Here is a 13,791-nt window from a genome sequence, read left to right as displayed (position 1 = left end):
TTGAAAACTTTTCTTGAGAGATAAGGTTGCGTGGTGGGCGCCATGCGGAGTTCCTGCGGGATCTCGGTCATGGTGCGACCTCAAGCGAGTCCATCTTCGGGCATAGCTCGACCGCCCGGCGCGAACGCCGCAGCTCAGATCAGCGATGTCTGCGATGGAGGATTCGCGAGGTCAGCGCGTACTCGACGCGCCCTCACACGGAGGATGGTCGCAAGACGGATTGGAAACGGCATCGTTGAACGATGAAACGAAAGTCAATACCGCGTTTAATCCGTAGGACATGATACCTCCCCGTCCTGCCGTGATCGCTCACGGCAAGGTCCTGCGTAAATAGACGCCCACGCTATACTCAAGTCGCGGATGTCCTGCCCGTCTGCTCGTGTCGTCCGCTCGGCTTCGCCAGCGCGCGTGTCGGGGCAGCGTCGATGTGTCTCTCATTTTCGCTTGGCGCGAGCGGGATCGCTAAGATCCCGCTTGGAGACATCAAGACAAAGCCCTACCATTCCCATATTGCTATGAGTTCTGAACCGACAATCGCTTGTTGAAGCGTCGCCTACGTGCACACCGCCGCCGATTTGCACGCTCGCCCCGTTTCCTAAACCGCGCTGGTCTCAAGATCGTGGGCGCCGCGAACGACTTAAGGAATACACTAAGCGGAAAGACTCGCAACGAAATTGATTCAGACTTGAGGCATCAAAAAACTTGACCAGCGTTAACGCCGCGCGCGAGTTGTTCACAGGCTTGAGACCAAGTTTTTGGATTCGTGCACAGATTCGAAAATCGCGCCTGTCATGTGACAACGGCTGCGCCACCGCCAAAAAATTTTTACAAAATCGTCACGCATCTGAGTTGTGCGCGAATTTTTCAAATGCTTGTGGCTGCTATGTCGATAAGTGATTAGCGAGTCTTCGTTTTTTGAGTCTCGTTTCGAAGGGTAACCCAATCTCGAAACGTGTTCCGGGGAAACTACGGTGTGCAGAACTCCGGTGCGCGCGAATTCAACTTAAGCCTATACCGCAGGGGTTTTTCGCAGCGCAGTGAAAGTTTCCGCTGTTGCAAAAACGACGGCAGGTAAAACTACGGATGGAGCATAGCGCGCGCGACGAGGTTCTTCCAATGGAAGATTGGGGCGCCCAAAGACCGCAAGCATGAATTGTGACGGGCAACAAAAAGCCCGGCGTGAAAGCCGGGCTGATTGGCGTGCGATGTTCGCGTCAACCGATCGAATGAAGAGATCGGATCGTGCTGCGAACTTTACTTCGCAGTTTTAAATTCGCAGTTTTACTTGGCAAGCTTGGCGATCTGCGCGGTGAGGCGCGAGACTTTGCGGCTGGCGTTGTTCTTGTGAATGATGTTGCGCTGGGCGGCGCGCATCAGCGCGGGCTCGGCAGCGGCCAGCGCCTTCGCGGCGGCGGCGCGATCACCGCTCTTGATCGCTTCTTCGACGTTGCGCACGGCACCACGCATCTGGGTGCGGCGCGACTTGTTGACGGCGGTGCGGCGGGCGATCTTGCGCGTCGCTTTCTTGGCGGAAGTGGTATTGGCCATGGTCTCAATGTCCTTTGCGGGTACCGGTCGCGTCTTGGTCGGGTAGCGCCGGCAGCTTGACCGCGGAATCGACGCTCGGATTTAGGGTGTTCGGTTGCTGGGCCGTTCCCGGAACATGAGCGATAGGCCTTGCGACCATCTCTGCGGCCCCAAAAGAGCCTGCAACTGCTCAAAGAACAGCGGCGGCAGGATTGCGCCCACCGCCAGTTGGCGCCCTTATAGAGGGGGTCTTTGGCACCGTCAACGCTTTAAGGGGCTGGAAAACAGGCCCCTGACGTGCCGGAGGGGGCCGTAACGCCCTGATGAGGTTGAATTTCTGCCGTCTCTTGGCTATTGGCTGGCGGCGTTTCGAAGGTCGTGCGACCGGACGGCCATTGGGGTGGGACATGATCCGCGGCTTTTTCCGACTGATTGGCTTGCTGCTGCTGGCCGGCGGGTTCTTCTTCATGGTCTATGACGGCGCCCGCTGGGTGGCCGACCAGACCCTGCGCTTTACCCGGTTCGGCCAATTCTGGAACGACATCAACCAGGCCAGCCAATCGGCCTTCCGGAGCTGGGTCGAGGCCAAGGCGCCCTGGCTCTGGACCTCGGTGATCCGCCTGGTGCTGGACCAGCCGGTTTTCGCCGTCCTCGGCCTGCTCGGCATCCTGCTGATGATCCTGTTCCGTCCGCGCAAGCCGCTGATCGGCTATTCCCGGGATTGATCTTTCAATTCCCGCCGGGATTGGGCTCCCGAACAAGGACGCTGTAACAAGCCTGTCCCTTGCTGCGTAAAGACCTATATTCCCACTCGATCGCGAGCACGCCGCCTGAGCGCCTGGTTCCGGCGACGCACGGCTCGTTCTTTCGGAGACCCGATCATGCTGTTCACGCGCAAGACCACCGCACTGCCTGATGCAGCCGACGCGCTGCCGGGCCGTGCGCAGCCGATTCCGACCGCGACCACCCATTTCGTCAACGGCGCGAAGTTGCAGCCGCCCTATCCTGCCGGCCTCGAGCAGGCTGTGTTCGGGCTCGGCTGCTTCTGGGGCGCGGAGCGCAAATTCTGGGAGCTTGGCGAGGGCATCTATGCGACCGCTGTCGGCTATGCCGGTGGCCACACGCCGAACCCGACCTATGAAGAGACCTGTTCGGGGCGCACCGGCCACACCGAAGTGGTGCTGGTCGTGTTCGATCCGAACAAGATCTCCTACGAAAAACTGCTGAAGACGTTCTGGGAGAACCACAACCCGACGCAGGGCATGCGCCAGGGCAACGACGTCGGCACGCAATATCGCAGTGCGATCTATACGTATTCCGACGCGCAGAAGAAGGCGGCCGACCAGTCGAAGGCGCTCTATCAGAAGGCGCTCGCTGCAAAAGGTCTCGGCGCTATCACCACGGAGATCGCGCCTGCAGGTCCGTTCTATTTCGCCGAGGACTATCATCAGCAATATCTGGCGAAGAATCCCGCCGGCTATTGCGGCCTTGGCGGCACCGGCGTGTCGTGCCCGATCGGCGTGGGTGTGAGTGTGTAAGCGTGCTTCTCTTACCCTCCCCCTCCAGGGGAGGGTGCGACCGCCGTGCCCCGCCCCCTCAACCCTTTATTAACCATAACGGGTGCAAGACTGGACCTATCTCGTTTTCAGGGATGCTCCGGTGCGGGTTCTGCGCGCGTTTCGATGGTCGATCTTGGCAGCGTCCGCCGCGCTGACCCTGGGCGGCTGCATGCAGACTGCAGGTCCCGTCGCCTACGTGCAGCCTCGCGCCGATCTCGATACCATGGCCTATGGCCAGCCCTATAGCGCGCCGCAGCCGGTCGTCGTTGCCAACGGCGGCGGCGCCATCGATGCGCTCACCAATTCCCTTGGCCCGGGTCCCGTGCCGGTCGCCTATGCCGCGCCGGTGGTGGCAGCTCCGGTCCGTTACGATTCCTCCTATCACCTCGATGCCGGCGACAAGCTGCGCGTCGTGGTCTACGGCCAGGAAGGTCTCACCAACAGCTACGCCATCGATGCCGGCGGCTCCATCACCATGCCGCTGATCGGTTCGGTGCCGGCGCGCGGCCGCACCACGGCGGGACTTGCCGGCGAGATCGCCGCGCGTCTGCGCAACGGCTATATTCGCGAACCTTCGGTCGCGGTGGAGATCGAGTCGTATCGCCCGTTCTTCATTCTCGGCGAAGTCGCCGCGCCCGGCCAATATCCTTACGTGCCCAACATGACGGTCGAAAGCGCGGTCGCGATCGCCGGCGGCTTCTCGCCGCGTGCCAAGCGCGACGTGGTCACCGTCACCCACACCGAAGCCGGTAGTGCCATGCGCGCCGTCGTTCCGCTCGGCACGCCCGTCAGCCCCGGCGACACAGTGTTCGTCGGCGAGCGCTGGTTTTAGAGGCTTCGGGCCAACTCTATCCCTTGGTCATTCCGGGGCGCGCGTAGCGCGAGCCATGGTGCGCAATTGCGCACCTGAGAATCCATACTCCCGATCGTGGTTATGGATTCCGGGCCTGCACCGCTTCGCGGCGCATCCCGGAATGAAAGATAGAGTCACCTCCTGAAATCCAGCCGCCCGTTCGGAAAGCATCCGTCGATCCTGTTAGTGTCAACCACCAGCCCGATCCACGGCCGCATGATCGCGGGATTGGTCAGGTTGATGTACTTCCCGATCAGACGATCGCCGCTCTCGCTGATAGCATCGATCAATCCGTGCCGACGGCCGTCATCCCAGTCGAACCGCAGGTAGATCCGCCCGCCCACGACGCGGACTTCCGCGCGGCCCTGTTTCCATCGCTCCGGCGTATCGCCGGCAATCGTCGGATCGGCGCCGCCGTTCCAGCGGCTCGCCCAGGCACCTTCAAGGGGATCGGATGCTGCGGGAATCGACGCCCACTGCGCCGCATTGCCATCGGCGTCATCGCCGGCCAGCGCGGCTGAAATGGCATAGTGCAGGACTTCGCAATCCCCCGGCGCTGGAACATCCATGGTGCCGAACGGATTGCGGATGACGATGTTGGTATTGGCTTGCTGCATGGGCGCTCTCCCGGCGTGACCTGGCTTGATCGGCCAGCTCTATCGCCGGGCAACGTGGTGCAGCCACCCGATTTCTGTTCTTGGGGGGTGACGCAAATCTCTCTCCTCGTCATTCCGGGGCGCGCGTAGCGCGAGCCCGGAATCCATAACCCCATTTCGTGGTTATGGATTCCGGGCCTGCGCCTTACGGCGCATCCCGGAATGACGGCAGAGAGGCGCGCGCTACTTCGTCAGATGCTTCGCGAAAAATTCCATCGAGCGCGGCCAGGCGATATCCGAGCTGACCTTGTCGTAGCTCGGCCGCTCGTCGCAATGGAAGCCGTGCTGGGCGTTCGGATAGATGAAGACCTCGACGTCAGGCCGCTTGGCCTTGACCGTCTCGACGTCGCTGAGGGGAATGCCGGCATCCTTCTCGCCGAAATGCAATTGCGTCGGCACTTTCGGCGTCTCGTCCGCAAAGCGCACCACGGCGCCGCCGTAATAGCCGATCGCGGCCTTCAGGCCGGTCAGCCGTGTTGCCGCGACATAGGCGATGCTGCCGCCCAGGCAAAAGCCGATGATGCCGACCGGGCCGATATCCTTCACCGCATCGATTGCGGCCTGCGTGTCGCGCAGCATCGCCTCCCAATCGGGATTGGCGACGAACTTGCGTGCGACGGCGATCTCGTCGGGCGTATAGCCCGACTGGAAGTTGGGCTCGCTGCGATCGAAGATCGACGGCGCGATCGCGACATAGCCTTCGCCCGCAAGACGGTCGCAGACCGAGCGGATGTGATGATTGACGCCAAAGATCTCCTGGATCACCACCACCGCGCCCTTCGGGCTGCCGGAGGGATCAGCGCGATAGGCGCCGAGTTGAAAATTGTCCGAGGCCGTCAGTTTGATGTCTTGTCCCACGCGGGTTGTCCTTCTTGGTTGATGGTCGATAGGAGCTCTGGCCGTTCCACAAACTCGTCATGGCCGGGCTTGTCCGGGCCATCCACGATCTTTCGAGCGGCACTAGGAACGTGGATGCCCGGGACAAGCCCGGGCATGACGGTGTGCCGACTTCAATGCATCCTCACTCCCACATCCAGTTCTCGCCGTAATCCTCCTTCCATCCTGCCAGCCGTCCATGACGGAATTGCAGGAACAGGCGGTGACGGTACGGCACCAATCCGCTGCCGCCGATGTCGCGAAGGGCGAGATAGATCTCATTGCCGGGGCGGCCCCGGACATATTGCAGGGGCTGACCGAGCGCATGCGCGGTCTGCTCCGCATCCATCCCGAACGCCAAAGGCGTGTTGTTCGACAAGGTGTCGACGAAGGGGCGGCGCAGCGGCACCGTGCCGAACGGCTCGGCCTGCACCGACGCTGCCATCGCGAGCAGCGCGGCGCCCACAGCCAGGATTGTCCGCTTCATTGCCGAGATCCCCGTCCGACCTTCTATTCCGGCAAGTTCTTCAGGAAAGGCAGCACGGCGTCAACAAAAGCCTGCGGCTGATCGATGTTGACGGCGTGTCCGGCCGCGGGGATCACGACTTTTTGTGCGCCGGGGATCTTGGCCGCCATGTAGTCGGACGCCGCCAGGAACGGCGTGTCGTCGGCGCCGACCACGATCAGGCTGGGCACCGCGATCTCCGGCAGCAGCTCCATCACCTTGGCATCGCGCTGGGTCAGCATGCCGCGCGCGGCGAGCGCCAATCCCCTCGCATTGCGATGGCTGGCCGTGGCGCGCTCGCGCGTCGCTGATTTCAGTGCGTCGAGACCTTCGCGATCGAGCTTGTCGGCGGTGGCGAGTGCCCGGGCGTTCCAGGCCTCGCGCGCGTCGTCCTTCTTGAAGCCGGGACCGGTGTCGATGATCAGCAGCGCACGCGTGCGCGAGGGATGGGCGCGATAGAACGCCAGCGACATGTAGCCGCCGAGCGACAGCCCGCCGATGATGGCGCTGTTAGCGCCGACCGCATCGAGGATCGCCGCCATGTCGCCGACGGTCAGCGCTTCGCTGTAGGCCGCAGGCTCGTCGGGATAATCGGATTGGCCATGACCGCGCATGTCCCACAAGATCAGTTGGTGATCGCGCGCCAGCGCATCGACCTGCCCGTACCACATCGCCGACGTGGATGAGTAGCCGTGCGTGAGCAGCAGCGGCGGCCCGTCGCCGTGAACCTCGTAATAGATGCCGACGCCGTCCCGATCGATCCTTGGCATTGTTTCCGCCTTTCTTTTCTCTTTCTATCGAGCCATGACGACGGTGCACCCTCCCTACCGACAGGAAAGAGCGGCGAGGTGGAGTATCTCTCCGCCGGCCCGGAATCGTAGGGTGGGCAAAGGCGCACTTGCGCCGTGCCCACCACCTGTTTCCGATCGCAACGGGTGGTGAGTACGCTTCGCTTTGCCCACCCTACGACACTGTTGCGTTCCTCTGCATCCTAGCTCGCAAGGTTACTCGGAAGAAACCACCTCGCTGCGATGGCATGCATGCGGCGCTGCTTGTTGTGTCCAGTCGCTAACATCAGCGCTGTTGTCGCAACGCACACGGTCCGGCGCCGAGATAGTTTCGATCGCTTCCAAATTGCATTTGCCTCCGCGCGTGAACGCGATCATTCTTCCGCGCAAGGTGGATGCCAGCCCGGTGGGTGTCCGCCATTCAAGTTGCCGCCGTAAGCGGCTTCATGCACCGGCAGGGGAAGACGCCTATGCCAACGCTCACGATCAACGGGCGGAGTATGTCCGTGGATGCGGCAAACGACACGCCGCTCCTTTGGGCCATCCGCGAACAATTGCAGATGACCGGCACGAAGTTCGGCTGCGGTGCCGGCCTGTGCGGTGCCTGCACCGTGCACGTCAACGGCGAAGCCGTGCGCTCGTGCCAGACCATGGTCGGCGATGTCGCCGGCAAGAAGATCACCACCATCGAAGGCCTGTCCGCCAAGGGCGATCATCCCTTGCAGAAGGCGTGGATCGCCGAGCAGGTGCCGCAATGCGGCTACTGCCAGTCCGGGCAGATCATGCAGGCGGCTTCGCTGCTGGCGAAGAATTCCAATCCGACCAAGGAAGAGGTCGTGGCGCATATGGACGGCAATCTCTGCCGTTGCATGACCTATTCGCGGATCCAGAAGGCGATCATGCGCGCCGCCACCGAGATGCGCACCGCATCCGCCGCCGGCAACGAGCGGAGGCCCACATGAACAAGCACGTGAAAAACGTCACGCCTGAGACATCGGATCTCAGCCGCCGCTCCTTCCTGGTCGGCACGGCCGCAACCGGCCTCGTGCTCGGCTATGCCGGCGTGCCCGGAACAGGTGAAGCACTGGCTGCCGCGCCTGCCAATTTCGAGCCGAGCGTCTGGTATTCGATCTCGCCTGATGGCCTCGTCACCGTGACCTGCGGCAAGGCCGACATGGGCCAGCACATCGCCTCCACCATGGCGCAGATCGTCTGCGAGGAACTGGGCGCGAAGTGGAGCGACATGCGGGTCAACCTCGCCTCCAACGATCCGAAGTTCAACGATCCGGTGCTCGGTGCGCAGATCACCGGCGGCAGCTGGTCGACCATGATGAACTTCGAGGCGATGAGCCGTGCGGGCGCTGCCGGCCGCATGGCCCTGACCGAAGCCGCAGCCGCGGCGATGGGCCTGCCGCCCTACTTCAAGGACCAGCTCGTCGTCCGCGACTCCATGGTGTCGCATCCGAAGTCGAAGAAGCAGATGTCGTTTGCCGAGATCGTCAAGAGCGGCAAGGCAACCAAGACCTTCACGCCCGACGAGCTGAAGGCGATCAAGCTGAAGACGCCGGATCAATACACCATGATCGGCGTGTCGGTGCCGCAGCTCGACATTCCCTCCAAGACCAACGGCACGGCCAAATACGGCATCGACGCGATGATTCCGGGCATGGTCTATGGCGCGGTCGTGACGCCGCCGGTGCGCTTCGGCGCCACGGTGAAATCGGTCGACGACGGCGATGCCAAGAAGGTGCCGGGCTTCATCAAGGCCGTCATCCTCGACGACAAGACGCAGACCACGTCGGGCTGGGTGGTCGCGGTCGCCGGCACCTACGCCAACGCCAAGAAGGCAGCGCAGGCACTGAAGATCGCCTATGACGGCGGTCCGAATGCAACGCTGTCGAGCCAGTCGCTGCTCGATGAAGCCAAGCGGCTTCAGGGACTGGAGGATTCCGGCCAGTTCTTCGTCAAGGACGGCGATCCCGCAGCCGCCCTCGGCACGGCCGCCAAGGTGCTGGAGGCGGAGTACACCACCAGCATCAACATCCACGCGCCGATGGAGCCGATGAACGCCACCGCGGAGTTCAAGGGCGACATCCTGCACATCTATTCCGGCAACCAGTTCGCGACGCGCTCCGGCGCGATCGCCGCGGGCGCTGCCGGGATCGATCCGAAGTTCGTGGTGATGCACCAGATGTGGCTGGGCGGCGGCTTCGGCCGCAGGCTCGATGCCGACATGATGGTGCCGGCGGTGCAGGCGGCGAAGGCCGTGGGCAAGCCGGTGAAGGTGATCTACACGCGCGAGAACGACATGACGATGGATTTCTCGCGTCCGCTCACCTACCAAAAAGTAAAGGCCGGCGTGGACGGCGACGGCAAGCTGGTCGCGATCAGCCATGACGTGGTCTCGGCCTGGCCGACGGCGCGCTGGGGCATTCCCGATTTCCTCACGCCCTCGGTCGACAAGAAAGGTCCGCTCGACAGCTTCACGGTCAACGGGTCGGACTTCTTCTACACCGTGCCCAACCATCACGTGCGGGCGATCAAGAACGAGATGGCGCACAACGCCACCCCGTCCGGTCAGCTGCGCTCGGTGGCACCGGGCTGGACCTTCTGGGCCGTCGAAAGCATGATCGACGAGATCGCGGCGGCGACGGGCAAGGATCCCGCGCAGTTCCGCATCTCGTTGCTCGACGGCGCCGGCAAGAACGACGGCGGCGCGCAGCGGCTGCGCAACACGCTGCTCGCGGCGATGGGACTGTCGGGTTACGGCACCAAGCAATTGCCGAAAGGCGAGGGCATGGGCGTGGCCTGCGTCTCCTCACAGGAGCGCGCGACGGCAAGCTGGACCGCCTGCGTCGCCCATGTTGCGGTGGCGCCGACGGGCGAGGTGACCGTGAAGAAGCTCACGGTCGCAACCGACGTCGGCACGCAGGTGCATCCCGACAACATCCGCGCCCAGGTCGAGGGGGCGGCGCTGTGGGGCCTGTCGCTGGCGCTGTACGAGAAGGCGACCCTGAAGAACGGCGGCATCGAGCAGACCAATTTCGACAGCTACACGCCGCTGCGCATGAGCCAGATGCCGGAGGTCGCGGTCGCCGTGATCGCCAACGGCGAGAAGGCGACCGGTGTCGGCGAGCCGGCGGTGACGGTCGTGGCGCCCGCCATCGGCAATGCCATCTTCAATGCCAGCGGCGCCCGCGTCCGGGCGCTGCCGATTACGGCGGAAGCCGTGAAGGGGGCGATGAAGGCGTAAGCCGGATCGGCTCGCGAAGATTGATCCGCCGGAGGCTAGCCTCCGGCGGATTTGTTTTGAACCCCAGGATTTCGTCATGCCCGGGCTTGTCCCGGGCATCCACGCTCTTCGTACCCTGCGCCAAGGTCGTGGATGGCCGGGACAAGCCCGGCCATGACGGAGCAAATTCCCCTTATCCATCAATGGGCGTTCTACTGTGCATGGGGTTGTTTTGCTTTGCTGGAAACCCGATCCGTAAAATTGCGTGCAATTGCGGCAGGTTCCGTTGAGCACGCCTCTTAAGGGCCGGAGAACCTGATCCGGCTTAGGCTGATGCCGAATACACTCCCGTGCTTTGGGGAAGCCATGAACGCGCCAGCCAAATCCGCCACCAAACGCCGGCTTCTGCTTGCCTCCGACCGGAGCGACGCGAGCACCGAGCTCGCCAGCATCCTGAAGGCGGTCGGCGACGTCTCGACGGTGACGACGGAAGGAATCCCCGAGCAGCCGTCGCGGGATCTCTCCGGCCTCGTGGTCGACATCAACCTGCGCTCGCCCGAAAGCGTGCAGCGGGTGCGCAACAAGCTGCGCGGCGAGGCCTACCGCTCGATGCCGCGCCTGTTCGTGCTGGCGGACGCACTTCACCACGGCACCATGCAGGCCTGGGCGCTGGGCGCCACCGACACCATCTCGCGGCCGCTGCAGGCCGAGGCGATCCTGCAGCGCATCCGCGCCGCGTTCCCGGACACCGCCGTCTATGACGCAACCGATCGCGGCAAGACGCTCAACCGCGGCGTCGAGGCGGCGCATGCGGTGCTGAAGAAGATGTTCGAGAAGCTGCCGCTCGGCGTGCCCTTGACCTTCGACGACGTCATCGCCGCCGAGAACAAGATCCTGAAGGCGATCAAGCACTCCTCGCTGCGCGAATGGCTCACCACGGTCGGCTGTCATCATGTCGGCAGCTACCGCCACTGCCTGTTCGTCACCGGCTTTGCGGTCTCTTTCGCGCAGCATCTCGGCATGCGCGAGGACGACCAGCGCCGCCTGACCCGCGCCGCGCTGCTGCACGATGTCGGCAAGGCCTTCGTTCCCTCCCACCTGCTCGACAAGCCCGGTAAGCTCACCGACGAGGAGATGGCCGAGGTCCGCGAGCATCCGCGCCGCGGCTATGATGCGCTTGCAGCCCAGGGCGGCTTCCCGCCGGAGATGCTCGACGTCGTCCTGCATCACCACGAATTCCTCGACGGCACCGGCTATCCGAATGGCCTGTCGTCGAACCAGATCAGCGACATCGTGCGGCTGACGACGATCGTCGACATCTACGCGGCCCTGGTCGAGAAGCGCGCCTACCGCATGCCCTTCACCCACGCGCGTGCGTTCACGATGATGGAAGGCATGGGCGGCAAGCTTGATCAGCAGCTGCTGCAGGCATTCCGCCCGGTGGCGCTGGGATCGTTCTGAGGCTGCATTCTCCGCTGCCGTAGGGTGGGCAAAGGCGCGACGCGCCGTGCCCACGAGACCGTTGGTGGGCACGCTTCGCTTTGCCCACCCTACGGCACTTCCTTACTCCACCAGCTTCCGCAGCTCCGCCTTCGCCACCTTCTCAAGGGTGGAGCGCGGCATGTCGTCGACCAGCCTGATCTCGCGCGGCACCTTGAAGTCGGCGAGGCCTTTGCGGCAGGCCGCCATCACGCGGTCGTGCAGGTCGGGCATCGCACCCGCGACGCCGCCCTGCGGGATGATGAAGACGACGGGCACCTCGTCCAGCATCGGATGCTTCTTGGCCACCACCGCAGCCTCGCGCACGCCTGACACGAGGGCGATCACCTGCTCGATCTCGGACGCCGCGACGTTCTCGCCGCCGACCTTCAGCATGTCCTTGGCGCGGTCGCCGAACTTGATGAAGCCGTTCTCCAGGCGCTCGACGCGATCGCCGGTGAGGAAGAAGCCGTGCTCGTCAAAGCTCTCGCGCGTCGCTTTTTCGTTGTGCAGATATTCGGCAAACAATGACAGGCCGGGGATGCCCCTGATGGCGAGATTGCCGGTGTCGCCGACTTCGGTCGGCCGGCCGTCATCGTCGGTGATGCGGATCTGATATTCGCCTGCGGCGCGGCCGATCGACAACGGGATGTTGGGCTGGTCGACCTCGCCGATGATGCCGTGGGTGATGGTCTCGGTCATGCCCCACCAGCCGATGATCTTGACGCCAAAGGCGGCGAAGGGCGGCGGCTCGTTCACCGCCGAGCCCCACAGACGGAATTTGTGATCGCGCGGGATCTCCTGCTCGAGCAGCGCCTTCATGCAGAACGGAATTGTCGAGGTCCAGGTCGAGCCGTGCTCGCGCGCGACGCTCCAGAACCGGCTGGCGGAGAAGCGCGGCTGGATCACGCAAGTCGCCCCGACCCAGAGCGTGGCCAGCATCGAATAGGCCAGCGCATTGGTGTGGAATAGCGGCAGATAGGTCTGGTGCACGTCGCTGGCGTGCAGGTCTTCATGCGCAGCATTGATCTTGGCGCCCCACAGCGCATTGGCGTGGGTCCAGAGCACCGCCTTGGGGCGCGAGGTCGTGCCCGATGTGTACTGCACGCTGCACGGCGCCAGCGGATTGGTCGCGCGCCCGGGGCGGTCGGCGCTGTCGGCGAACAGCGAGTCGAAACTGTCGCCGCGGGAAGGGGCTTGCGCGGGTGCGGCGCCGGCATCGTGCGCGGTCACCGCCATCCAGCGGATGTTGCGGCAGTTCTGCGCGACCATTTCCGCATAGGCCGGCTGCGTGATCGCGGCGACCGCGCCGCAATGATCGGCGAAATACTCCATTTCCGCCGGCGCCGAGCGGGTGTTGGTGGTGACCGCGATCGCCCCGCACTCGACGCTGGCAAACCAGGCCAGCAGCGCCTCGATGCAATTATCGAGGTGAATGAGCACATATTCGCCCGGCTTCACGCCGCGCCTGACGAGCCCCGCCGCCAGCGCGCCGACCCGATCGTGAAACTCGCCATAGCTCCAGCGCCGCGCCGGCGCGTCGAACGGGGCCCAGATCAGGAACGGATGATCACGCCGCACCTCGGCACGCATCTTGAGCAGCCACGGCACATCGAGCCCGTCGAACGGGCCCACGACCCCGGCAGCGGTCTGTTGAATGGCCATGCATCCTCCCCTGCAGCCTGCATCTTGCTGGCGGCTGCCTTTTGATTATTGCGTCTTCCTGCCATCACATGGCGCGAAGCGCAATCAGGCGAGAGAGCCGTGTGCCGTCTAATCCTCGTACGAGGAGATCTCGATCAGGCTGCCATCCGGATCCCTGCAATAGACCGAACGCAGCGTGCCGCGCGCGCCCTGCCTGCGAGACGGGCCGTCCTCGATGGCGACGCCATGCGCCTTCAAATGCGCCACGACCTCGTCGGGCGTCGAGGCGGTGAGGAAACACAAATCCTCGCTGCCGGCGGTCTGATGATCGGCGGTGAACCACTCCACCTTGTCGGCGTTGCGCGGCCGCACGTTGATCTTCTGTTGACCAAACTGAAGCGAGGTCCGCGGCGCTTTGCCGCCGCCGGGGTCGAACACTTTGACTTCCATGCCGAGGATCTTGCGATACCACTCGGTGGTGACGGCGACGTCTGCGACGTTGATCACGAGGTGATCGAGGGCCTGAACCTTGACCGGCATGCCTTATCCTTTCGTCGCTATGGAACTTGCGCACTTTCCGCAGCAAGCGGGCTTTGTTACAACGCCGCAGACGCAACGATCAAGACGACTGCTTTTCAAGAACAAGACTTGCAAGAACAACACCTGCAAAAA

Annotated in this window: 13 protein-coding genes; 6 read left to right on the top strand and 7 right to left on the bottom strand. The window is 63.6% G+C overall.

Features of this window, described 5'->3' with window-relative positions; translation table 11 throughout:
- Positions 1 to 1,281 precede the first annotated feature (1,281 nt).
- Positions 1,282 to 1,548, bottom strand: coding sequence for a 30S ribosomal protein S20 (gene rpsT, locus XH89_RS36605; protein ID WP_194465119.1), 267 nt, complete (start codon positions 1,546 to 1,548; stop codon positions 1,282 to 1,284).
- Positions 1,549 to 1,934: 386 nt separating this feature from the next.
- Here rpsT and XH89_RS36600 point away from each other — a divergent pair, with 386 nt between their 5' ends.
- The 3 genes from XH89_RS36600 to XH89_RS36590 all read left to right on the top strand — a co-directional run bounded on the left by XH89_RS36600 (position 1,935) and on the right by XH89_RS36590 (position 3,918).
- Complete coding sequence (locus XH89_RS36600) at positions 1,935 to 2,252, top strand: hypothetical protein (RefSeq protein ID WP_194465118.1); 318 nt, start codon at positions 1,935 to 1,937, stop codon at positions 2,250 to 2,252.
- 156 nt (positions 2,253 to 2,408) lie between these two features.
- Positions 2,409 to 3,065, top strand: coding sequence for a peptide-methionine (S)-S-oxide reductase MsrA (msrA, locus tag XH89_RS36595; RefSeq protein ID WP_194465117.1), 657 nt, complete (start codon positions 2,409 to 2,411; stop codon positions 3,063 to 3,065).
- 121 nt (positions 3,066 to 3,186) lie between these two features.
- Positions 3,187 to 3,918, top strand: a complete 732-nt coding sequence (locus tag XH89_RS36590) for a polysaccharide biosynthesis/export family protein (protein ID WP_194465116.1) — start codon at positions 3,187 to 3,189, stop codon at positions 3,916 to 3,918.
- A 155-nt stretch (positions 3,919 to 4,073) separates the two neighbouring features.
- Here the strand turns inward: XH89_RS36590 and XH89_RS36585 are convergent, their stop codons facing one another.
- The 4 genes from XH89_RS36585 to XH89_RS36570 form a co-directional block, all read right to left on the bottom strand.
- Positions 4,074 to 4,556: a hypothetical protein gene (locus XH89_RS36585; protein ID WP_194465115.1), complete on the bottom strand. Its 483-nt coding sequence runs from the start codon at positions 4,554 to 4,556 to the stop codon at positions 4,074 to 4,076.
- Positions 4,557 to 4,778: 222 nt separating this feature from the next.
- Positions 4,779 to 5,453: a dienelactone hydrolase family protein gene (locus tag XH89_RS36580; RefSeq protein WP_194465114.1), complete on the bottom strand. Its 675-nt coding sequence runs from the start codon at positions 5,451 to 5,453 to the stop codon at positions 4,779 to 4,781.
- Between the two features lie 163 nt (positions 5,454 to 5,616).
- Positions 5,617 to 5,958: a hypothetical protein gene (locus tag XH89_RS36575; protein WP_194465113.1), complete on the bottom strand. Its 342-nt coding sequence runs from the start codon at positions 5,956 to 5,958 to the stop codon at positions 5,617 to 5,619.
- A 23-nt stretch (positions 5,959 to 5,981) separates the two neighbouring features.
- The gene (locus tag XH89_RS36570) at positions 5,982 to 6,746 is read right to left on the bottom strand and encodes an alpha/beta fold hydrolase (protein ID WP_194465112.1); all 765 of its coding nucleotides are present in this window, start codon (positions 6,744 to 6,746) and stop codon (positions 5,982 to 5,984) included.
- A gap of 488 nt (positions 6,747 to 7,234) precedes the next feature.
- On the opposite strand from XH89_RS36570, the gene XH89_RS36565 reads away from it, so the two are divergent.
- The 3 genes from XH89_RS36565 to XH89_RS36555 all read left to right on the top strand — a co-directional run bounded on the left by XH89_RS36565 (position 7,235) and on the right by XH89_RS36555 (position 11,457).
- Positions 7,235 to 7,726: a (2Fe-2S)-binding protein gene (locus tag XH89_RS36565; RefSeq protein WP_057754010.1), complete on the top strand. Its 492-nt coding sequence runs from the start codon at positions 7,235 to 7,237 to the stop codon at positions 7,724 to 7,726.
- Positions 7,723 to 10,017: a molybdopterin cofactor-binding domain-containing protein gene (locus XH89_RS36560; protein WP_194465111.1), complete on the top strand. Its 2,295-nt coding sequence runs from the start codon at positions 7,723 to 7,725 to the stop codon at positions 10,015 to 10,017. The genes XH89_RS36565 and XH89_RS36560 overlap by 4 nt, the downstream gene beginning before the upstream one ends.
- 345 nt (positions 10,018 to 10,362) lie before the next feature.
- Entirely contained in the window at positions 10,363 to 11,457 is a 1,095-nt protein-coding gene (locus XH89_RS36555; protein WP_194465110.1) for an HD-GYP domain-containing protein, read from the top strand.
- Between the two features lie 102 nt (positions 11,458 to 11,559).
- Here XH89_RS36555 and XH89_RS36550 read toward each other — a convergent pair whose 3' ends face one another.
- A complete protein-coding gene (locus XH89_RS36550) occupies positions 11,560 to 13,140 on the bottom strand; it encodes an AMP-binding protein (protein WP_194465109.1) in 1,581 nt (526 codons plus the stop codon).
- Positions 13,141 to 13,248: 108 nt separating this feature from the next.
- Positions 13,249 to 13,659 carry a VOC family protein gene (locus XH89_RS36545; protein ID WP_194465108.1) on the bottom strand — a complete coding sequence of 137 codons (411 nt, stop codon included), beginning with the start codon at positions 13,657 to 13,659 and terminating at the stop codon, positions 13,249 to 13,251.
- Between the last annotated feature and the right edge of the window lie 132 nt (positions 13,660 to 13,791).

The sequence above is a fragment of the Bradyrhizobium sp. CCBAU 53340 genome (assembly GCF_015291645.1).
Lineage (GTDB): Bacteria > Pseudomonadota > Alphaproteobacteria > Rhizobiales > Xanthobacteraceae > Bradyrhizobium.
This window is presented reverse-complemented; position numbering and strand designations above follow the sequence as displayed.

What these genes read in the sequence shown, in the direction of transcription:
- XH89_RS36560 (WP_194465111.1), top strand. Translation starts at nt 7,723, where the DNA reads ATGAACAAGCACGTGAAAAACGTCACGCCTGAGACATCGGATCTCAGC.
- XH89_RS36555 (WP_194465110.1), top strand. Translation starts at nt 10,363, where the DNA reads ATGAACGCGCCAGCCAAATCCGCCACCAAACGCCGGCTTCTGCTTGCC.
- XH89_RS36565 (WP_057754010.1), top strand. Translation starts at nt 7,235, where the DNA reads ATGCCAACGCTCACGATCAACGGGCGGAGTATGTCCGTGGATGCGGCA.
- XH89_RS36570 (WP_194465112.1), bottom strand. Translation starts at nt 6,746, where the DNA reads ATGCCAAGGATCGATCGGGACGGCGTCGGCATCTATTACGAGGTTCAC.
- XH89_RS36550 (WP_194465109.1), bottom strand. Translation starts at nt 13,140, where the DNA reads ATGGCCATTCAACAGACCGCTGCCGGGGTCGTGGGCCCGTTCGACGGG.
- XH89_RS36575 (WP_194465113.1), bottom strand. Translation starts at nt 5,958, where the DNA reads ATGAAGCGGACAATCCTGGCTGTGGGCGCCGCGCTGCTCGCGATGGCA.
- XH89_RS36600 (WP_194465118.1), top strand. Translation starts at nt 1,935, where the DNA reads ATGATCCGCGGCTTTTTCCGACTGATTGGCTTGCTGCTGCTGGCCGGC.
- rpsT (WP_194465119.1), bottom strand. Translation starts at nt 1,548, where the DNA reads ATGGCCAATACCACTTCCGCCAAGAAAGCGACGCGCAAGATCGCCCGC.
- XH89_RS36585 (WP_194465115.1), bottom strand. Translation starts at nt 4,556, where the DNA reads ATGCAGCAAGCCAATACCAACATCGTCATCCGCAATCCGTTCGGCACC.
- XH89_RS36545 (WP_194465108.1), bottom strand. Translation starts at nt 13,659, where the DNA reads ATGCCGGTCAAGGTTCAGGCCCTCGATCACCTCGTGATCAACGTCGCA.
- msrA (WP_194465117.1), top strand. Translation starts at nt 2,409, where the DNA reads ATGCTGTTCACGCGCAAGACCACCGCACTGCCTGATGCAGCCGACGCG.